The organism is Arcanobacterium phocae (genome assembly GCF_900105865.1).
GTDB lineage: Bacteria > Actinomycetota > Actinomycetes > Actinomycetales > Actinomycetaceae > Arcanobacterium > Arcanobacterium phocae.
In genome coordinates this window covers 1,680,972-1,699,872 of record NZ_LT629804.1, presented here as the reverse complement: position 1 = coordinate 1,699,872, position 18,901 = coordinate 1,680,972, and the positions used below count along the sequence as shown (strand labels likewise).

The 18,901-nt window shown below is 50.1% G+C and carries 18 protein-coding genes, 1 tRNA gene and 1 other RNA gene; 10 read left to right on the top strand and 10 right to left on the bottom strand.

Annotated features, from left to right (window positions below; translation table 11 throughout):
• The first annotated feature begins 57 nt into the window (after positions 1–57).
• Together BLT51_RS07625 and BLT51_RS07620 are read left to right on the top strand one after the other, a co-directional pair.
• The gene (locus tag BLT51_RS07625) at positions 58–471 is read left to right on the top strand and encodes a DUF3052 family protein (RefSeq protein WP_091281811.1); all 414 of its coding nucleotides are present in this window, start codon (positions 58–60) and stop codon (positions 469–471) included.
• Between the two features lie 44 nt (positions 472–515).
• Positions 516–591: transfer RNA gene (locus BLT51_RS07620), tRNA-Val, on the top strand.
• 49 nt (positions 592–640) lie between these two features.
• Here BLT51_RS07620 and BLT51_RS07615 read toward each other — a convergent pair.
• The 3 genes from BLT51_RS07615 to BLT51_RS07605 form a co-directional block, all read right to left on the bottom strand.
• Positions 641–1,276, bottom strand: coding sequence for a CE1759 family FMN reductase (locus tag BLT51_RS07615; protein ID WP_157672967.1), 636 nt, complete (start codon positions 1,274–1,276; stop codon positions 641–643).
• Between the two features lie 12 nt (positions 1,277–1,288).
• On the bottom strand, positions 1,289–2,491 hold the full coding sequence (locus BLT51_RS07610) for an LLM class flavin-dependent oxidoreductase (protein WP_231943933.1): 1,203 nt from the start codon (positions 2,489–2,491) through the stop codon (positions 1,289–1,291).
• Between the two features lie 91 nt (positions 2,492–2,582).
• Positions 2,583–3,131, bottom strand: a complete 549-nt coding sequence (locus tag BLT51_RS07605; protein WP_091281806.1) for a YceI family protein — start codon at positions 3,129–3,131, stop codon at positions 2,583–2,585.
• 211 nt (positions 3,132–3,342) lie between these two features.
• Here BLT51_RS07605 and BLT51_RS07600 point away from each other — a divergent pair, with 211 nt between their 5' ends.
• The 4 genes from BLT51_RS07600 (at position 3,343) to BLT51_RS07585 (ending at position 6,636) form a co-directional block, all read left to right on the top strand.
• A complete protein-coding gene (locus tag BLT51_RS07600) occupies positions 3,343–4,797 on the top strand; it encodes an NAD(P)/FAD-dependent oxidoreductase (RefSeq protein ID WP_091281803.1) in 1,455 nt (484 codons plus the stop codon).
• A gap of 5 nt (positions 4,798–4,802) precedes the next feature.
• Positions 4,803–4,985 carry a hypothetical protein gene (locus BLT51_RS07595; RefSeq protein ID WP_091281801.1) on the top strand — a complete coding sequence of 61 codons (183 nt, stop codon included), beginning with the start codon at positions 4,803–4,805 and terminating at the stop codon, positions 4,983–4,985.
• An 80-nt stretch (positions 4,986–5,065) separates the two neighbouring features.
• A complete protein-coding gene (locus BLT51_RS07590) occupies positions 5,066–5,866 on the top strand; it encodes a Nif3-like dinuclear metal center hexameric protein (RefSeq protein ID WP_091281799.1) in 801 nt (266 codons plus the stop codon).
• A 23-nt stretch (positions 5,867–5,889) separates the two neighbouring features.
• Positions 5,890–6,636 carry a zinc ribbon domain-containing protein gene (locus BLT51_RS07585; protein ID WP_091281796.1) on the top strand — a complete coding sequence of 249 codons (747 nt, stop codon included), beginning with the start codon at positions 5,890–5,892 and terminating at the stop codon, positions 6,634–6,636.
• Here the strand turns inward: BLT51_RS07585 and BLT51_RS07580 are convergent.
• Positions 6,608–7,381 (bottom strand): YaaA family protein, encoded by a 774-nt coding sequence (locus tag BLT51_RS07580; RefSeq protein WP_091281793.1) that lies wholly within the window; start codon positions 7,379–7,381, stop codon positions 6,608–6,610. The genes BLT51_RS07585 and BLT51_RS07580 overlap by 29 nt on opposite strands.
• A 42-nt stretch (positions 7,382–7,423) precedes the next feature.
• Between BLT51_RS07580 and rnpB the strand changes: the two genes are divergently transcribed.
• An RNA gene (gene rnpB / locus BLT51_RS07575) (RNase P RNA component class A) lies at positions 7,424–7,778 on the top strand.
• Between the two features lie 67 nt (positions 7,779–7,845).
• Here the strand turns inward: rnpB and ppgK are convergent.
• Genes ppgK through panB form a run of 3 tightly spaced genes read right to left on the bottom strand, consistent with a single transcriptional unit; the run spans position 7,846 to position 10,398 of the window.
• Entirely contained in the window at positions 7,846–8,616 is a 771-nt protein-coding gene (gene ppgK / locus BLT51_RS07570) for a polyphosphate--glucose phosphotransferase (RefSeq protein WP_091281791.1), read from the bottom strand.
• A 27-nt stretch (positions 8,617–8,643) separates the two neighbouring features.
• Positions 8,644–9,540 carry a type I methionyl aminopeptidase gene (gene map / locus BLT51_RS07565; protein WP_091281788.1) on the bottom strand — a complete coding sequence of 299 codons (897 nt, stop codon included), beginning with the start codon at positions 9,538–9,540 and terminating at the stop codon, positions 8,644–8,646.
• A 57-nt stretch (positions 9,541–9,597) separates the two neighbouring features.
• The gene (gene panB / locus BLT51_RS07560) at positions 9,598–10,398 is read right to left on the bottom strand and encodes a 3-methyl-2-oxobutanoate hydroxymethyltransferase (RefSeq protein ID WP_091281785.1); all 801 of its coding nucleotides are present in this window, start codon (positions 10,396–10,398) and stop codon (positions 9,598–9,600) included.
• 118 nt (positions 10,399–10,516) lie between these two features.
• Between panB and glnA (BLT51_RS07555) the strand changes: the two genes are divergently transcribed.
• Genes glnA (BLT51_RS07555) through BLT51_RS07545 form a run of 3 tightly spaced genes read left to right on the top strand, consistent with a single transcriptional unit; the run spans position 10,517 to position 15,285 of the window.
• A complete protein-coding gene (gene glnA / locus BLT51_RS07555) occupies positions 10,517–11,845 on the top strand; it encodes a type I glutamate--ammonia ligase (RefSeq protein WP_091282686.1) in 1,329 nt (442 codons plus the stop codon).
• The gene (locus BLT51_RS07550; protein WP_091281784.1) at positions 11,845–14,661 is read left to right on the top strand and encodes a bifunctional [glutamine synthetase] adenylyltransferase/[glutamine synthetase]-adenylyl-L-tyrosine phosphorylase; all 2,817 of its coding nucleotides are present in this window, start codon (positions 11,845–11,847) and stop codon (positions 14,659–14,661) included. Before glnA (BLT51_RS07555) ends, BLT51_RS07550 begins: the two co-directional genes overlap by 1 nt.
• Positions 14,662–14,682: 21 nt before the next feature.
• Positions 14,683–15,285, top strand: coding sequence for a histidine phosphatase family protein (locus tag BLT51_RS07545; RefSeq protein WP_157672966.1), 603 nt, complete (start codon positions 14,683–14,685; stop codon positions 15,283–15,285).
• Here the strand turns inward: BLT51_RS07545 and glnA (BLT51_RS07540) are convergent.
• The 3 genes from glnA (BLT51_RS07540) to BLT51_RS07530 form a co-directional block, all read right to left on the bottom strand.
• Positions 15,273–16,700, bottom strand: coding sequence for a type I glutamate--ammonia ligase (gene glnA / locus BLT51_RS07540; RefSeq protein ID WP_091281778.1), 1,428 nt, complete (start codon positions 16,698–16,700; stop codon positions 15,273–15,275). The genes BLT51_RS07545 and glnA (BLT51_RS07540) overlap by 13 nt on opposite strands.
• Before the next feature lie 99 nt (positions 16,701–16,799).
• On the bottom strand, positions 16,800–17,510 hold the full coding sequence (locus tag BLT51_RS07535; protein ID WP_091281776.1) for a DUF4191 domain-containing protein: 711 nt from the start codon (positions 17,508–17,510) through the stop codon (positions 16,800–16,802).
• A gap of 69 nt (positions 17,511–17,579) precedes the next feature.
• The gene (locus BLT51_RS07530) at positions 17,580–18,764 is read right to left on the bottom strand and encodes an MFS transporter (RefSeq protein WP_157672965.1); all 1,185 of its coding nucleotides are present in this window, start codon (positions 18,762–18,764) and stop codon (positions 17,580–17,582) included.
• Between the last annotated feature and the right edge of the window lie 137 nt (positions 18,765–18,901).

Here is an 18,901-nt window from a genome sequence, read left to right as displayed (position 1 = left end):
ACATACATCTGTATGTTTTCCCCAGGCTTTACAGCCACCACATGAAAGGAAGGTCCGGTGTCCGGGTCTACTGCCGGCAAGGCATACGGTTTTGGTCAAGGAGCGATTGTTCAAGAGTTCGGTTATGACGACGACGTCGCATTCGAACTACGTGAAGCTATCGAAACCGCCACAGGTATTGAACTTGAAGATGAAGATTATCGAGGTGTAGCCGACGGTGTCCTGGCATGGTGGCGTTCCGATGATGGTGATGTAGATGATCTGACTGATTACCTCGTTGATGTAGCTGCGTCGCTAGATTCCGACCTTTCTGTTGTGTGGCTCGTGGTTCCAGCTCCCCGGGAAAAGCTACATGTACCAACAGATATTGTTAATGATGCGGCCACGACTGCGGGCATGTCCGTTACTAGTTCAATGGGGATTGGCTCTCACTGGACTGCGTACCGCATCACAGTTTCGCGTTCTCGTTAATTTTGATTTTGACATAGGTCCGTATCCGGGCTAAGCTATCTCTCGGACTCTTAGCTCAGTTGGTAGAGCAACGCGTTTACACCGCGTGTGTCATCGGTTCGAGTCCGGTAGGGTCCACCAACAATAGGAGGCTCACCCGTTTGGGTGAGCCTCCTATTTATTTATACGATTACATTTGATCGAATGGGGCGAAATCAGCGAACAACGAAGTGGCGTCATCAGTGTCATCCGATTTTGTTGCTTGCGGCTTAGCACTGTTATCCGCGATATCCGCCAGCTTGGCCAGTTCTTGTCCAGTCCGATTGATACGGCGTTCGAGCGCAGAGCCATCATGACCATCTGAATCGTACGCCGCCACGCCAAAGTCTTCAGTGGCGGCATATACTGCTGTTGGCGCAACAACGGCGTGTAGATAGCTAAATAGCGGCCGAACTGCATGTTCTGTCACCAATGAATGGCGTGGTGTGCCACCGGTGACTCCAATCGCCACAGGCTTACCTTTTAGCGTATCTTCCGGTAACACATCGAAGAAGAGTTTGAACAGCCCGGAATACGAAGCGTTATAAGCTGGAGTTACTGCGATGATTGCGTCTGCCTGGGCGACGTCGTCGAACACTGCTTCCAGCTCAGGCGATGGGAATCCAGTGAGCACGGCGTTCGTCACCGCGACTGCCGCATGGCGTAGCTCGATAATCGAAAATGTTGCATTCGTCGCGGCGTTGACAGTGGCTTGCGCGAGTTTTCGCCCAAGTGTGCTTGTAGTTGAAGACTCTGAGAGCGAAGCTGAAACGACAACAACTTTCACTAGTATTCCTTCTTACTTTTGGGGGTTAATGAGGTTGTCCGCATGGCGAACCGCTGCGTCGTCGTTATCTTGTTGCTCGTAAAATGAGCCACCGGTAACGTCGTCAACTACTGCTTGGCCGTTACTGTCAAGCTTGATAGGACCGCGTGCAGCTACTCGAGCGGCATGTGTTGGTGCATCTGGTACGCCTGGCTTGCGCATTGCGTCGAACTCCTTGCGTAGCACTGGGACAATTTCACCGAGATAGTCGATCTGCTCATGGACCTTTGCCAGTGGCAAACCAGCATGATCGATAAGGAATAGCTGGCGTTGATAATCGCCCACATGCTCACGGAAGCCCAGCGTGCGATCGATGACTTCTTGTGGCGAGCCAACGGTGAGCGGGGTCTGCGATGTGAACTCTTCCATGGTTGGACCGTGGCCGTAGACTGGAGCATTGTCAAAGTATGGACGGAATTCCTGCTTAGCAGTTTGGGAATCTTTCGCCATGTAGAATTGTCCACCCAAGCCAACGATTGCTTGCTGTGCGGTACCGTGCCCGTAGTGCGCATAACGCTGACGATATAACGCGATCATGCGCTTGGTGTGGCTCATTGGCCAGAAGATATTGTTATGGAAGAAGCCATCGCCATAATATGCTGCGAGTTCAGCGATTTCGGGGGAACGAATGGAGCCATGCCAGACGAACGGAGCAACATTGTCTAGGGGGCGCGGGGTAGATGTGAATCCGCGTAGCGGAGTGCGGAATTTTCCTTCCCAGTTCACTTCGTAGTTGTCCCATAGCTGGCGCAGAAGACCGTAGTTTTCGACGGCGAGCGGAATGCCTTGCCGGATATCTTGGCCGAACCAAGGATAGACCGGTCCGGTGTTACCACGGCCCATCATCAGATCAACACGGCCATCGGCAAGGTGCTGCAACATTGCGTAATCTTCAGCGATTTTGACCGGATCGTTAGTGGTGATCAAGGTTGTCGACGTCGATAACGTAATTTTCTTCGTTGAAGCAGCAATATAGCCGAGAATAGTTGTTGGAGAAGAAGAGAAGAACGGCGGATTATGATGTTCGCCGATGGCATAAACGTCCAAGCCAGCGTCTTCGACGTGCTGGGCGATTTCTACTGCTGCTTTAATTCGCTCGTGTTCGGATGGAGTTTTGCCTGTTGTGGGATCAGTTGTGATATCAGAGACGGAAAATACGCCGAATTGCATGGACATGACGATAAGGCCTTTCGAAGGACGTACTAGACGAGTGGGGCGCCGTTATGGCGCCCCAACGTCGTCATTTTCGTATTTTTAAAACAGTAGCTCAGGCTTCTTTAACCAAAGCGAGCTCAAGCTCAAGCTTGATCTTGTCGGAAACCATGACGCCGCCAGCTTCGAGTGCGCCGTTCCAGGTGATGCCGAAGTCTTTGCGGGAGATGTCTGTGGCGCCTTCGAAGCCAACACGGAGCTTGCCCTCGTGGTCAACAATTGCGCCGCCGAATTCGAATGGAATGGTGATTGACTTTGTTGTGCCGCGGATGGTGAAATCACCAGTAATTTCAACTTTCTCATCATCAACAACCTTGATATCGGTTGAGCGGAAAGTAATAGTTGGGTAGGTGTCAGAGCCGAAGAAGTCATCGGAGCGAAGGTGATTGTCACGCATCGAGTTGGAAGTGTTGATTGAGTCTGACTTGATGTTGACTTCGATGACACCATTTTCTGGTGCGGCAGCGTCACCCTCCGCAAATCCTTCGAACTCGTCGAAGTTGCCACGGACTTTGGTTACCATTGCGTGGCGGGCAACGAAGCCAAGGCGGGAGTGAGCGGAATCGATGATGAACTTGCCGTTGAGGTCTTTAAGAGTGGTCATATGTTGTCCTTAATGAGAATCGAGTTTTACTATTCGAAAGTTTTGTTTCGTACCAACAAGATATAATTTAATGCATAACTATTGAAAAGTCAACTAATGTAATTGAGGCGTATTGAACTCGATTCCGTATAATAGCAGAGCCAAGTTTACGTAAAAGATTTATGGTTGTATGGTTAGAGGTGACCGAGGCAACACTGATTTGGAGGTAAAGATGGCAAAGATCGTTGTACTTGGCGCTGGCGTTTCGGGGCACACTGCTGCGCTCCATCTAAAACGACTAGTCGGAAAGAAGCATTCTATCCACGTAGTTTCACCCAATTCGCTGTGGAATTGGATCCCATCAAATATTTGGGTCGGAACAGGGGAAATGCCAAAGAGTAAAGTTCTTTTCCCGCTCGCTAAGGTGTACAAGAAGCAGAAGATTGAGTTTACGCAGGCACGGGCAACCGAATTGCACCCTGATGGGAAAGGCGAAGATCCGCGTCCATTTGTTACCGTAGAGCACACATCTGACCAGCGTCGTGGGCAAACTGAAAACATTTACTACGACTTCGTTATTAACGCAACGGGTCCGAAGCTGAATTTCGGCGCTACTGAAGGTTTAGGGCCAGATGCTGGCAATACTGTTTCAGTATGTACTGCAGACCACGCAGATCATGCTTCCAAAGAGCTCGAGAAAGTCGTTGCAAAAATGAAGGCGGGGCAGCGGCAAACACTCGTCATCGGAACTGGACACGGTACATGTACCTGTGAAGGAGCAGCTTTCGAATACACGTTCAACGTTGAACACACTGTCCGTCAAGCTGGTGTTCGAGATAAGGCAGACATCATTTACTTCACTAATGAAGCTGAACTAGGTGATTTCGGTATTGGTGGCATGACTTTCTTGGAGAACGGTTATAAGACTGACGCCCGAATTCTTACTGAATCTCTGTATCGTGAGCGCGGGGTGCTACCGATTACCGGTGCACATCCGCACAAGATTGATGAAGATACCATTTACTATGAAACGCTTGATGGTGAGCGTCATGAACTTCATTATGATTTTGCGATGCTGTTGCCGCCGTTCGGCGGTGCAGGTCTGAAAGCTTATGGGCGTCACGGCGAAGACAAGACATCAGAGATGTTCTTGCCAAATGGCTTTATGAAAGTCGATGCAGACTACACCAAGAAACCATACGAAGAGTGGAAAGCATCTGATTGGCCATCAACGTATCAAGTTCCTGGTTATGACAACATCTTCGCTGTTGGCATTGCGTTTGCGCCCCCGCATCAGCTCTCAAAGCCTCGTACGACGAAGAACGGCACACTAATCGCTCCAGCCCCACCGCGTACCGGAATGCCATCTGGGGCGATGGGTAAGGCAGTTGCAGTGACAATCGCCAACCGGTTGAAAGACCCGAAGGCCCCAGCGCAACGCGCCTCTATGGCAGATATGGGTGCAGCCTGTGTTGCGTCAGCTGGAACCGGTCTCTTCAAGGGTTCTGCCGCCGCGATGACCCAGCGTCCAATTGTGCCAGACTTCGATCGTTACCCAACCGGGCGCGATCTGAAACATACCAAGGGCGAAATTGGTTTGCACGGGCATTGGGTAAAACTCATGCTCCACTATCTGTTCATTTATAAAGCAAAGGCCAAGTTTGGCTGGTCATTTATCCCGGAGTAACCACTATGAATAACACACCAGAAAAAAGCGTCTCAGCTCAACCAATCCTTGACGTTTCCAAAGCGCCCATGCCAGATCGGAAGGTTCTCAGTTTTCGACAGAGCGTGTTGCGCCAGATCCCGCGCTTCATCGCATTCAACGCGAGAATTATGGGAATGGTAATTAAGGGCCACAATCCGCAACATTAAAAGAACCTATAGGGGGGACTACCTACTTGGTAGTTCCCCCCCCATTTTTTCTTAACCAGTTTTTACGATAATGTGGAGTTATGTCGATCACTGTTGCAGATGTTATGGCCACGATGGAGTGCGCTTTTCCCGCTCGGCTAGCTGAAGATTGGGATCGTGTTGGATTAGTTGTTGGAGACCCTCAGGAACCCGTGTCCCGCATTGGATTTGCAGTAGATCCATGCCAAGCAACAGTAGACGAAGCTATTGAGCGTGGCGCAGATATGCTTATCACTCACCATCCACTTTATCTGCGTGGCACATCGACTGTAGCGACGTCGACGGCGAAGGGATCGTGGGTACATAAGCTTATTAAAAACAACTGTGCGTTGTTCGCTGCCCACACTAATGCAGATGCAGCTGCTACCGGTTCGGCCGTAGCTTTTGGCTCACTGCTAAATTTGGAAAATATGCGCCCGCTCCAGCCCTACGATAACCAGCCAGAATTGGGTATTGGTCGAGTAGGCGAATTACCGATGACGATGTCAGTTCGCGAGCTTGCCGAACGAATTAAAGCCTTAATCCCAGAGACAGCGCCAGGCATTCTCGTTGGCGGAGACCCGGGAAAAATTGTCCGTACGGTTGCGGTCTCCCCAGGATCGGGAGATTCATTTTTGTCGACGGCAAACCAAGCCAAAGCTGATGTTTATATTTGTGCGGATCTTCGCCATCATCCGGCATCTGATCATTTATGGGCTGGCGGATGTTCACTTATTGGATTGACACATTTTGCTTCCGAATGGCCGGTACTGCCGGCAATGGTTCAGGCAATATCTGGTATTGATGGCATTGAGACATATATTTCTACTCTCGTGACCGATCCATGGTCACTTTGTCTATAACTAGTTACCGATAGGATCTCATCATGTACTACGCGCCTCGAGCAGACCAATTATCACTCCTTGACGTAGTGACCCTCGATTCTCAGCTCACGCGGCTTCGCCGTGAGGATAGTCAGCACCCGTTGCGATCTGAGATCAGCGAATTGATGAACATGATCGCAGCAGTGGGACGAGAGATTCTCGATGTTGAGCACAATACGATTCAGATCCAGCAAGCACTCGAAGAGGCCAGTGCGCGTAGTGAGGAACTGCGTGTCGTCGTCGTCGATAAGGAATCCCGTCTCAATGCTGGCATTGGTATGGATTCGCGCCAGCTTCTGACGTTACAAAGCGAAATCGATACGAACAGGCAACAACTTGCCCAGCGGGAAGAAACTGAATTCGACTACCTCCAACAGTTAGAGGATGCAGAAAATACGCGTGCTGATGCACTCGGCCGTCGAGAATTTTTGAATAAATCGCTGGTGGAAAAACGATCTCAGCTCGAAGAAGAAGTCGTTCTTATTCAACGCGACATAACCGATCTTGAACTACGCCGTGACTCGATCTACCGGCCACTGGCAAACGAACTCAAACAAGCCTATGAGCGTGCACAGCACAGTGGTGGTCTAACTGTTATCGCGTTGCGCCCAGACGGAACAACGAGCGGGGGAGTAGCACTGTCACCTATCGAAATAGCCCAGATTCGCCAGGCAGAACCAGACCAGTTCCATATCTCCGAAGACTACGATTGCATCATTATCAGAGATCGAGATTTTCCACTAGAGTAAGGGCCCGAGTCTTGCCCGGCGGGTCTAGCTCAACACTGGTGATGAGCCCACGGTCGATTAGAATATGAGCGAAATCGGCCAATTCTTCGGCGTCGTTCGGCATTTCTTCATTACGAATGAGCTCGCCAGCGAGCAGACCGCGGTAGCGTTTAGCATTATGTGAGACTACGGCACGTTTTCCGTTTTTGATTCGAACTGCATTGACGACGACGTGGTCAGCCTGCGTGGGTGGATCCCACACTCGGTACGCGCTAGAACGCGCATCAATAACTAAATCTTGCTCGCCAAAATCTGCACCTGCCAACGCCTTTTTCCATAGCGTTTTCGTATTTCCTGACTGCGGCAACGAAATACCCATAGCTAGCCGATAGGCTGGAATTATATCAGCAGGACGATTAACGCCGAATAGCCCCGAAAAGATGAGGACATGCTGATTAGCTCGGTTCAAGTCTGCCGTATGGGCATGAGGCATGTCCATCGCGTTAAAGAGCACCCCAGAATAAACCTCATATGCAGGTGCACAAGGTGCGTTCCACAAGTCAGCTTGGCGAGCTACGTCGTTGGCTACTCGTACACCAACTTTCAAAATATCGAGAGCATCGTCGCGTTGTGATACGGCTATCAGTTCATCAATCAGCGACGCGCGGGTAGCAGATAATTCCGGAAAGCTCAGTGAATCTAGCTCAAGTGAGGGTCCGGTTGCTGGTGATGATTTGCCCTCAGAAGGCGGTAAAAGAATAAGCACGTACCCAGTTTATGCAAAGCTGAGGTAAGATGCAGATGCGAATGAGTTGGCTAGGCGGCCGCGTGAGCGTCAAGCTCCCGAGGAACGTCCGGGCTCTACAGGGAACGGTGGTGGATAACATCCACTCGGGGTGACCCGCAGGCTAGTGCCACAGAAAGTAAACCGCCGCGGCAACGCGGTAAGGGTGAAAGGGCGAGGTAAGAGCTCACCGCGCAGCGAGCGATCGTTGCGGCATGGTAAACCCCACCGAGAGCAAGACCGAGTAGCGTGCGTTAAGGTGTCCCGTTGAGCACGCGGGTAGGTTGCTTGAGCTTATTGGTAACGATAAGCCTAGATGGATGGTCGCCACGCTTGTTTTTCAAGCGGACAAAACCCGGCGTATCGGCCAACTCATTCGCCTTTTACGAAGACGCATGGGATAGCGAGCTGATGCTCACTATCCCACGCGTCTAACGAGTTTTTCTTCAGTCTTGCGCTTCTTGCGATGCTACGAGCGCAGCTCCCGCAATTCCCGCAGTATTAAATAACCGGGCCGGTTCAAGATCGGCGCGAGTAGACAGGAATCCGGAGAACTCTGCAAAACGCGTTGAAATTCCACCACCCAAGATGAGTGTATCGGGGGAGAAGAGCATCTCGACCATATTAAGGACATCTTGCAACCTAGTGGCCCACTGCTCAAGCGACAGATTTTCCTTTGTACGAATGGACGAGGCTGCCCACTTTTCGGCTTCGAGACCATTAGGTAACAGCAAATGCCCCATCTCAGTATTCGGCACAAGTACACCATCGCGCACCAACGCTGAACCAATACCAGTTCCTAACGTCAACACAATAGTTGTGCCGTCTTGGCTGTGTGCTGCGCCGAATTCGGCTTCCGCAAGACCGGCAGCATCGGCGTCGTTCAGAACAACAACTGGGCGGCCAACATGTGTAGTCATCAGGTCTGAAACGTTCATGCCAACGAAATCTTGGTTAAGATTGGCAATCATCGGGCAGACGCCATTGATAACTGGAGCGGGGAATGTGACCCCAACCGGAGTGTCTACCGAGGTATCAAAATGCTCCACTACCTGGCGTACGATATCTGCGATTACCTCGGGTGCAGCGTTTTCTGGAGTTGGTATCCGGAACTCGTCTCCGATCAGTTCCCCGGTTTCGAGTTTGACAACTGAACCTTTAATTCCAGAGCCGCCGATATCGACCCCGATAGCAACGTTTGCTAGCTTTTGATCCATGGTTTCTCCTTTGAAAACATTAATGAACTATACGGTTGGCATCGCTGGTGAGGCCTGCCCTTGGGTGGGGAGCGTCAAAATCTCAGCACCAGTTTCCGTGACAACGATTGTATGCTCCCATTGCGCGGTCCGCTTACGATCCGCAGTTACTACTGTCCAGCCGTCATCCCACTGATCCCACTTTTGAGTTCCGAGAGTAAGCATAGGCTCTACTGTAAAAACCATGCCAACTTTTATTTCGTCGTCAAAATTTGGTGCAGAATCGTAATGCGGAATAATCAAACCAGAATGGAAAGCTTCGCCGACGCCGTGGCCAGTGAAATCTTCAACGTCACCGTACCCGAAGCGTTTCGCATAAGATTCGATGACACGTCCAATCACATTAACGCGGCGGCCAGGTTTAACGGCTTTAATACCGCGCATCATGGCGTTGTAGGTGCGCTCGCACAAGTCACGTGATTCTTGGTCTACTTCGCCGGCGTAAAACATCGCATTCGTATCGCCATGAACGCCGTTCTTGTAGGCAGTGACATCTAGATTGATGATATCGCCTTCGCGTAGCTCGGTTGAATCTGGGATACCGTGGCAAATGACTTCATTAACGGAGGTACAAATCGATTTAGAAAAACCCATATAACCTAGACAAGATGGATATGCTCCCATGTCGCACATGTATTCATGCGCAATACGATCAAGCTCATCCGTTGTCACTCCAGGGCGAACTGCTGCGCCAGCCAAGTAGAGGGCGTCAGCTGCAATTTGCGAAGAAATACGAATTTTTTCAATAGTTTCGGCATCCTTGACATCAGATGCGGTGACGACTTCGGGGCCATCATGGAACATGTATTCCGGGCGTTCGATTGATTCAGGAACGTGCCGTTGTGGGGAGAGAGTACCTGGGGTGAGGAAATGTTGATCGTGCATATCTCGTATTCTAATCTTTATTTGCTGTTGATGAGGTTTAACAATGAGTTATTCGGCCTAGTGGTTGAACCGGTGGTCATCATCTGGGAAAGAGCGCGAGCGAACAGCAGCATTGTAGGCTTCAGCCGCATTTTTGAGAGCAGTACCAACTTCGCCAAACACTTTCACAAACGATGGTTGCCAGTCAGTCATGCCAGCCATGTCAGTCCAGACTAGAACCTGTCCATCAGTGTTTTCCCCAGCACCAATTCCAATTGTAGGGATCGTTAGTTCGTGAGTGATTTCAGTGGCAATAGGCGCCGGGACCAATTCGAGAACGACGGCGATCGCGCCGGCTTCTTCAACAGCTCGCGCATCACGCCGTATCTGTTCTGCTTTATCGCCACGGCCTTGTACCCGCGGTCCACCAAGAGCATTTTCAGATTGTGGCGTATATCCAACATGAGCTACCACGTTGATACCAGCATTAACAATTGCACGGATAGTGGAAGCCATCCGTACGCCACCTTCAAGTTTGACTGCAGACGCGCCTGCACGAATTAACTTCACTGAATTTGCAATAGCATCTGTTGGCGAGGTTTCATATGCTCCAAATGGAAGATCAGCAACTACGAACGCACGTTTTGCATTCCGAGCAACCGCTCCGGTAGCTAAGACCATGTCATCGATGGTCACCTGGGTTGTTGAATTGTAGCCGAGCATCACGTTCGCGTAGGAATCACCAACGAGCAACATGTCAGTGCCGGCTTCGTCAAAGATCCGAGTAGTTATCGCATCATAGGATGTGAGCATTGTTATTGGCGTACCTTCAGCCTTCATCTGAGCGAGATGATGAGCACGCACACGCTTAATCGTCATAAGTAGAACCTTTCCTTTTAATAGGTACTATTCTAGTCCATTACGGTTAAGTTCTATAGCTTGTTGGGTCTATGTAATGGCACAATATAGAAAGATGTATGTAACGCGGGAGGCACCGATGGATCAGCAACAAGAGCATGTCATTTCCATGATTGAAGATAATCATATTAAGTTTATCCGCTTGTGGTTTACTGACGTCTCAGGAACATTGAAATCGGTTGCGATTCCGCCTGCCGAAGTTGAGGGTGCTTTCACGCAAGGGATTGGATTCGATGGGTCAGCAGTCGAAGGGCTGTCGCGTATCCATGAGGCAGATATGGTGATAAAACCAGATGCTTCAACGTTCCACATTTTGCCGTGGGACGAATCAGGTGAGAAATGTGCCCGCATGTTTTGTGATATCCATACTCCAGATGATCAGCCAGCTCGCTCTGACCCGCGTGGAGTTCTACGGCGTGCAATCGACCGGGCAGCAAAACTAGGTTTCACCTTTCATGTTCACCCGGAAGTAGAGTTCTATTTGTTCCAACACGAACAAGATCCTAACGGGGAACCGGTACCTATTGACCATGGATCGTATTTTGATCATGTCTCGCGCCCACTGGCACAAAGTTTCCGCGCCCAAGCCATTCATGAACTTGAACAGCTTGGAATCCCGGTAGAGTTTTCGCACCATGAAGCCGGTCCGGGGCAAAACGAAATTGATTTGCGGGTAGCTGACTCCCTAACAATGGCAGATAATCTAATGAGTCTGCGCGCCGTCGTCGAACACGTTGCAATAACACAAGGCGTCGAAGCATCCTTTATGCCGAAACCACTCATTCACCATCCTGGCAATGGCTTACATATTCATATGTCGCTTTTTGAAGGTAATACGAATGCTTTCTACGATCCACTGCGCGAATATCAATTATCGGAAACAGGGGCAAAATTTGTCGCTGGAATTCTCCATCACTCCCGGGAAATCTCAGCAATAACCAACCAACATGTCAATTCCTATAAGAGGTTATGGGCAGGGGATGAAGCACCAGCATACATTGCCTGGGGGAAAACTAATCGCAGTGCACTCGTGCGCGTACCAACATTTTCCGCCAAAGAAGGCCATAGTGCACGTATCGAATATCGGGCGTTAGACTCCGCAGCAAACCCGTATTTGGCGTTCGCTGTCATCCTCAATGCTGGGCTATCGGGCATCGAGAATGATTACGAGGTGCCTGAGTCTGTCGATACAAATATCAACGCCTTGTCCGATCAAGAACGTCATATTATGGGCATAGGTGAATTGCCGTCGTCGTTACACTCAGCGATAACGCTTGCACGAGAATCAGAACTTGTTGCGACCACGCTTGGCGAGGACGCTTTCGACTTCTTTTTACGAAATAAAGAACGCGAATGGTATGAATACCGGCAACAAATAACAGATTTCGAACGTAGGCTTTATTACTGATGCCTGCCTTGAGCCCAGAATTCTTTCAGTACGTAGCAGATCCAGAATTGGCCAAGATCAACTTGGCTCGGCTCGTTGAATCACTGACGCCAGCCACCCAAGCACTGTGGTCACAAATCGCAGCTGATCCAGTCTCGTGCCACCGTCTCGGTGCGATTATGGGATTTTCCAGCGCGCTCGCGGATTTGCTCGTTGTGCATCCGCATCTGCTTGACACACTTCACGAGCAACCTGACGCTCCGTTGTCGGTATCATATAGTCCGACAGAGAAAAATCAGATCGAGGAACTGAGATTAGCCTATTACCGCCGGCTCATAACGATTGCCGCGTACGATCTGACTGCTGACGATCCAGTGGCTTTTGTTTCTACCGCCAGTGAACTGATAACACAACTAGTAGACCAGACGCTCCAAGCTGCCCTTAACCTCGCTCATCGGTTCATTCCTAGTGCCAATCTTATTGATTTTTCCATCATTACAATGGGTAAAACAGGTGCCCGTGAGCTTAACTATGTTTCTGATGTTGATGTTATTTATATTGCCGAACCGTCACACCCAGAGGTGTCTGACACTGAAGTAATCCGGATCGGAACAACAATCGCGTCTTGGCTTACCCACGCCATTAGCAGTCCTGGACCAATCCCAGCTCTTTGGGAACTTGACACAAACTTACGGCCAGAAGGGAAAAACGGGCCGCTAGTGCGAACCGTGGAGTCCCATAAAGCCTACTATGAACGATGGGCTCAGCCTTGGGAATTCCAAGCTCTTCTTAAAGCGCGACCACTTGATTCTGATGATGAAGCATCGCAACGATATATGGATATCGTAAACCCGTTAGTCTGGGAGGTGGCTAATAGAGAGGGCTTCGTAGATAGTGTGCGACATATGCGGCAACGTGTCGAAGCACATTTGCGTCGGGAAATTGCGGATCGACAGTTAAAGTTAGGACCGGGAGGCTTACGCGATATTGAATTTACGGTACAACTACTGCAACTAGTCCATGGCCGTACCGATCCATCGATACGAGTAGCGAAAACACTCGACGCTATCAGTGCCTTAGTTGAGGGCGGATATATAGGCCGAGAAACAGGTGGTAAACTCGACCATCACTATCGTTTCTTGCGGACGCTAGAGCATCGAATCCAGCTCCAGCGTCTGCGACGAAGCCACGATATTCCACCGTTATCGCGGTTAGGCCGTGTTGCGGCTGCGATGAGCTATGATTCGCAAGGGCTCGAAAACCAATGGCAACGTATCCGTCATGAAGTGCGGCAACTACACACCGCAATGTTCTATCATCCGTTGCTACCATCGCTTGCATCGCTTGACCCAGATAATGTTGTGCTTGAAGAACACGCAGCGCGAGAACGATTATCTGCAATTGGATTTAAAGATCCGCATTCTGCCCTCCGCAATCTACGTGCTCTGACTCAAGGACTATCGCGTACTGCTAGTATCCAACGGCATGTCTTGCCAGCTATGATCGGCTGGATGGCACAAGCAACTGAACCAGATCATGGGTTGAACGCTTTCCGTGATGTTTCTGAGAAACTCGGTTCGACATCATGGTATATGCGCTTGTTGAGAGATAGCGCACTCGTTGCTCCCCGCCTAGCGTACCTACTTGCTACCTCGCGTTATATAGCTCAGATGTTGCCCACATTGCCAGAAGCTATTGTTTGGCTTGACGACGATGGGTTGCTAAGCCCTCGCAGTCCCGCCGATTTAACCGACGAGCTACATGCGCTTCTCAAACGCCGGAACACTCCGCTCAGTAAAGCGATGGCCGGACGATACCTCCGCCGTCGGGAAATGCTACGTATGGCTATCGGACAGACACTTGGCATAACAACTCCGCAGCAGGTTCGCGTCGCATTAAGCGACATTACCGATTTAGCGATTTCTGCAGCCTTAATTGCGGCGCAACACGACACTGCCCATGACGCCCGTTATGCGATCATTGCGTTGGGGCGCTTAGGTGGCCAAGAAATTGGATACGTTTCGGACGCAGACGTGATTTTTGTCTATGAGCCTGCTTCAGGGGCTACCGACGACGATGCGCTCGCGGAAGCTACAAGGGTTGCCGCTGAGACGTTAGCTTTGTTAAAGAGCACTGGCAGTGAGCCAGTGATTGTCACCGATATCCAGTTGAGACCAGAAGGGAAACAGGGCGCTATCGCCCGGTCTGTTGAATCGTATCGCGCTTATTACGAGCGCTGGGGTAGCGCTTGGGAACGTCAAGCCCTGCTACGTGCACGATACTGTTGTGGCGACAAGGAAGTAGCCAGTGCTTGGTTTGCATCTATAAACAGTTTCCGTTACCCGGCAAATGGTGTGAGCCCACATGATATACGTGAGATTCAGATGTTGAAAATACGGATGGAGAAGGAACGAATTCCACGTGGAATTGACCCGAGCCGACATGTAAAACTCGGGCGTGGAGGACTAGCTGATGTTGAATGGACGGCGCAACTTATTCAGCTGATGAATGCCGGACGCTATCCCGAGCTACGATGCCCATCAACTATCAAAACAATCCGAGAAGCTTCTAGATGCGGGTTACTACATCCTGATGATGCTCGTGTGCTGATCGAAGCTTGGGATCGTGCGTCGTTGATTCGTGATCTTAACGTATTAGCAACCGGGAAGACTGGACTAAATGTCGATGTCGTCCCAGACGATCCTGCTGTGTTGCAGCTTATAGCAGCAATTATTCGGCTACCTCAGCAACAAAGCCACGATTTTTCTGAGCAATACCTGCGCGCCTCTAGACGCGCACGAACTGTGACGAATAAGATATTTTATGACGAAAAATAGCAGACGATAATGGGAGAAATAATGAAGCTTATACTTGTTAGGCACGGACAGACTCATGCTAACGAACGGGGCGCTATTGACACAGTAGTGCCGGGACAGGCACTAACTGAACTTGGTTGGGCACAAGCGAACGACGTCGTTGCAGAGCTAGTGAAATATCAGCCTGACGCGATCTGGCGTTCAGATACGTTACGGACTGAACAGACGGCTACACCGTTAGCTACGCAGCTGAATCTTACTCCCATAGCGCGCGCCGGCTTACGCGAAGTTGCCGCAGGGTCCTTAGAAGGGAAAACTGATCCAGCAGCCATGCAGGAATATATCGGAACAATGATGGCGTGGGGGAAAGGACAACTTGATGTTCCTCTAGGCGGTGGCGATAATGGTCGGCAAACACTTGAACGTTTCGATGCAGTTGTGCGAGAGATCGAAGAATCGGGTGCAAAGCGGCCAGTCATTGTGGCGCACGCTGCGATGATCACTTATTGGGTTGGCATGCGGGCTAATGGCATCACTCAACAAATGCGCCAGACCCGCCTCCAGAACACGGGAATTGCCGTGGTAGAGGGGAGCCTGGCACAGGGTTTTGAAATCGAGCGTTGGATGGATATTTACAGGCCGTAATACAGCTGGTATTCAAATGGGTGAGGACGCTGGCGAAGTGGCTCAATTTCCATCTTCATCTTGTAGTCGATCCAGGTACGAATAATATCCTCACTAAAGACACCACCTTCAGTGAGGTAGTCGTGATCTGCTTCGAGAGCGCGCAAGGCGTCGTCAAGAGTAGCCGGAAGTTGCGGGATCTGTGCGTGTTCTTCCGGCGGAAGCTCGTACAAATCTTTGTCAATTGGCGCTGCAGGTTCAATACGCCGTTTGATTCCGTCGATACCAGCCATCACTTGGGCCGCGAAAGCCAGATACGGGTTGGCAGATGGATCCGGGGTACGGTATTCGATTCGCTTTGCTTTAGCCGAGGTTCCTCCAGAAACCGGGATACGGATGCAGGCTGATCGATTACGAGCTGAGTAGACCAAGTTCACTGGCGCTTCGAAGCCAGGGACTAGCCGGTGGAATGAATTAACCGAAGGGTTAGTAAACGCTAGCAAGGATGGGGCGTGCTCTAACAAGCCACCAATGTACCACCGAGCAAGGTCAGACAGGCCGCCGTATCCGCGTTCGTCGGCAAAAAGTGGTTCACCGTTCTTCCACAATGACTGATGACAGTGCATACCAGATCCGTTGTCTCCAAATAGCGGTTTCGGCATGAAAGTTGCCGTTTTTCCAGCGTTCACGGCAGCATTCTTAATGACGTACTTGAATTTCATTAAATCGTCACCTGCGGTCAACAAAGTGTCAAAGCGGTAATTGATTTCTTGCTGTCCGCCAGACCCTACTTCGTGATGGGCACGTTCGATTTTCAGGCCAACCTGCTGGCATAGCTTTGTCATTGTATCTCGTAGGTCTGCCATTTGATCGTGCGGTCCAACTGGGAAGTAGCCGGCTTTTTGTTCTGTCTTATAGCCAAGGTTGTGACCGTCTTCATCGCGTCCGGTATTCCAGAACGCTTCGCTAGAATCAATAGAGTAGAAGGAACGCTGTGGGACGTTCTCGAAGCGGATATCGTCAAAGACGAAGAACTCTGCTTCCGCACCGATGTAGACAGTGTCAGCAATGCCAGTACTGCGCACATAGTCCTCGGCACGCTGAGCAATCACTCGCGGATCACGATCGTATGGTTCGTTGGTGAAAGGATCAACAACAAAGTGATTGATAACGAGAGTTTTAGCTTGGCGGAAAGGATCAATAAAAGCTGATGATAGATCAGGTAGAAGCTTCATATCAGATTCATGTATTTCGGTAAAACCACGAATTGACGAGCCATCAAACATGATACCTTCGTCCAAAGAATCCGGATTGAAAGTATCTACTGGGATCGTGAAATGTTGCATCATTCCCGGTAAATCACAAAATCGAATATCTACGAATTCAATATGTTCGTTCTTAATATATTCGCGTGCTTGATCTGTTGATGAAAACATCAAAAAGTCCTTCCAAAACCAATGACTTTACGTCTTAAGTCTAATGTGGGGGTAGCTGCCATAGACAACTACCCCCACATAGTGAGATAAAAAAGATGTTTACCGACCACGCATTCCACGGCGATCTGGACGCGCCTTATATGGATCGATTCCCTTAGGAATACCCATGTTGTTAACCTTAACCATGTCAATCCGCTGGAAAACCTTCTGTACTTCCTGATTGCTCAGCGCCTTCGGCAATTTGCGCATTGCTCGCTGTAGTTTGAGCAACGGGGTTTGATCTTCGTCATGTCCTACTGAAATAACGTGTATTGGTACGCCTGGAGCCACACGGTTAAGCCAACGCTTCTCTTCTTCAGCAAGTTTTGCGGTTCGACTACGATCGCCATCGGTTACCAGAACTACGCCAGGACGGCCAATCGCGCGGAATAGCATATCTTGCGTGTGCGCGTTAAAGCGGACCGGCTCTTCTTTGATAATCCAGCCCCTCTTGATCTGCCCCATGACAGCAGCTGCAGCGCCTGGGATTCCGTCGATCTTGGCGTATGAAGCTCGCTTGACCAGCTCAACCAGAATGAGCATCGTGACCGTGACGGAAACCAAGGTGAATAGTAGTGGCCAGATAATCCAACTACCAGTTACCAAGCCTAGAATAACGCCGATGGCAATGCCACCGAAAAGTGGTCCAAAAATAGCAAAAGGAGTCCACGAGTACGTTTCCCGAGAGATCTTGTACGCTTCAGCGAGATACGAATACCAGCGCTTCTTCTTTGGCTTCTTGGCTTTGACGTCGTTGCGCTTTTTTACCATGACCGTCCTTTTTCTAATTCGTAGGGCACTAGTGCTGATTTTACGTCACCAGCGCGTAAAGCTCCAAAGTTAATTCGTCATATTTTGTTTGTCAGTAGCAATCGCAGCTATAGCGATGAGAGCTGCACATAGCGAACAAATCAAAAAACCATAGCTGGCAGAGTGTCCAACGATTTGGCCAGTGACAGACGCAGAGGTTGCAACACCTAAGACGTTAACCGAACCCAAAGCTGTTACTGCCACCGCATCTCCGCCTTGCGGCGCGCGAGCACCTGCCAAGGTGAAGATCGCGACCGAGACTGGCCCTATTGCGAGTCCGGACAAAAATACTGCAAGAGACAGAAATACAGGGGTCGGCGCGAACACACAAATAATAGCACCGATAGTCAAACCAACTCCGCCCAAAACAATGCGGCTGGTGTGAGTCAATTTATCTGGTAACCCGACCGATCCCAATGCTGTTATTGCAGCACCGAGGCCCATAGTTGCATATATCAATCCGGCCGAACTTGGTGTCCCATGATATTGCGCAAATGCTGTTACCGAAGTCTGGGCTGCTCCGAAAAACATCCCTAGGGCGAGCATAGCTATCAGTGGTGTTCGGACGTTGAGTAAAACTTTGGTGATTGACGGAGCCTTTTCGCCAGTACCGTGTAGCGCAGGGCCTACCGAGAACTGTGAAAGCGCGAATGGTATGACACACGTTGCAACGATCAGAGCAGCAACAATGAGCGGAGCCCTTGGATTAAGAGCTGTAGCTAAAACTCCTACGATTGCCGGACCAAAAACAAATCCCATTTCATCTGCAACTGATTCCCACGATAGTGCAGCAGATAGCTCACGCTGCTCACGCGTAATGGGATACCATCGCACACGAGCCAACGCGCCTAACGGAATAGTTGTTAGCCCAACAAAAACTGCACATGTAATGATGATCCAAAGTGGTGTGCTTGAGCTAATGAGGAACGCAAGTGAACATAGAGCGATAATGTTTGCAGGTGCTATGACAAGTAACGGTAATCGTTGGCCATAATTATCGGTTAACCGACCAATTAACGGACTGGAAAGACCAGTTGCAATTGCTAAACCAGCGGACGCTAGCGAGGCATGAGCAACTGATTGCGTAACAGATGTAACAAGAGTTAGCACGCCTATTACCGTCATAGATATGGGAAAACGTCCGATAAAAGAAATAATAATATAGCCGATTCCGGTTAAGCGGGGAAGCTCACGGTAGCCGGAAAAACTACTCACAGTACTCCAATCAGAGATATGAAGGCTAAGGTGACGGATTAAAGGCCGTCGCAGAGCCATCTACATCATACGTCCCCGTATCTCGTGCTGCACACTGGCGTAAAAGACTGGTGGGGCTACATCTCGATGTAGCCCCA

Excerpts from the sequence above, each read along its gene's own strand:
- BLT51_RS07585 (WP_091281796.1), top strand. The coding sequence starts at position 5,890 with ATGTACTACGCGCCTCGAGCAGACCAATTATCACTCCTTGACGTAGTG.
- BLT51_RS07595 (WP_091281801.1), top strand. The coding sequence starts at position 4,803 with ATGAATAACACACCAGAAAAAAGCGTCTCAGCTCAACCAATCCTTGAC.
- BLT51_RS07605 (WP_091281806.1), bottom strand. The coding sequence starts at position 3,131 with ATGACCACTCTTAAAGACCTCAACGGCAAGTTCATCATCGATTCCGCT.
- BLT51_RS07590 (WP_091281799.1), top strand. The coding sequence starts at position 5,066 with ATGTCGATCACTGTTGCAGATGTTATGGCCACGATGGAGTGCGCTTTT.
- glnA (WP_091282686.1), top strand. The coding sequence starts at position 10,517 with ATGGATCAGCAACAAGAGCATGTCATTTCCATGATTGAAGATAATCAT.
- BLT51_RS07545 (WP_157672966.1), top strand. The coding sequence starts at position 14,683 with ATGAAGCTTATACTTGTTAGGCACGGACAGACTCATGCTAACGAACGG.
- BLT51_RS07550 (WP_091281784.1), top strand. The coding sequence starts at position 11,845 with ATGCCTGCCTTGAGCCCAGAATTCTTTCAGTACGTAGCAGATCCAGAA.
- panB (WP_091281785.1), bottom strand. The coding sequence starts at position 10,398 with ATGACGATTAAGCGTGTGCGTGCTCATCATCTCGCTCAGATGAAGGCT.
- BLT51_RS07535 (WP_091281776.1), bottom strand. The coding sequence starts at position 17,510 with ATGGTAAAAAAGCGCAACGACGTCAAAGCCAAGAAGCCAAAGAAGAAG.
- map (WP_091281788.1), bottom strand. The coding sequence starts at position 9,540 with ATGCACGATCAACATTTCCTCACCCCAGGTACTCTCTCCCCACAACGG.
- BLT51_RS07600 (WP_091281803.1), top strand. The coding sequence starts at position 3,343 with ATGGCAAAGATCGTTGTACTTGGCGCTGGCGTTTCGGGGCACACTGCT.
- BLT51_RS07610 (WP_231943933.1), bottom strand. The coding sequence starts at position 2,491 with ATGTCCATGCAATTCGGCGTATTTTCCGTCTCTGATATCACAACTGAT.
- glnA (WP_091281778.1), bottom strand. The coding sequence starts at position 16,700 with ATGTTTTCATCAACAGATCAAGCACGCGAATATATTAAGAACGAACAT.
- ppgK (WP_091281791.1), bottom strand. The coding sequence starts at position 8,616 with ATGGATCAAAAGCTAGCAAACGTTGCTATCGGGGTCGATATCGGCGGC.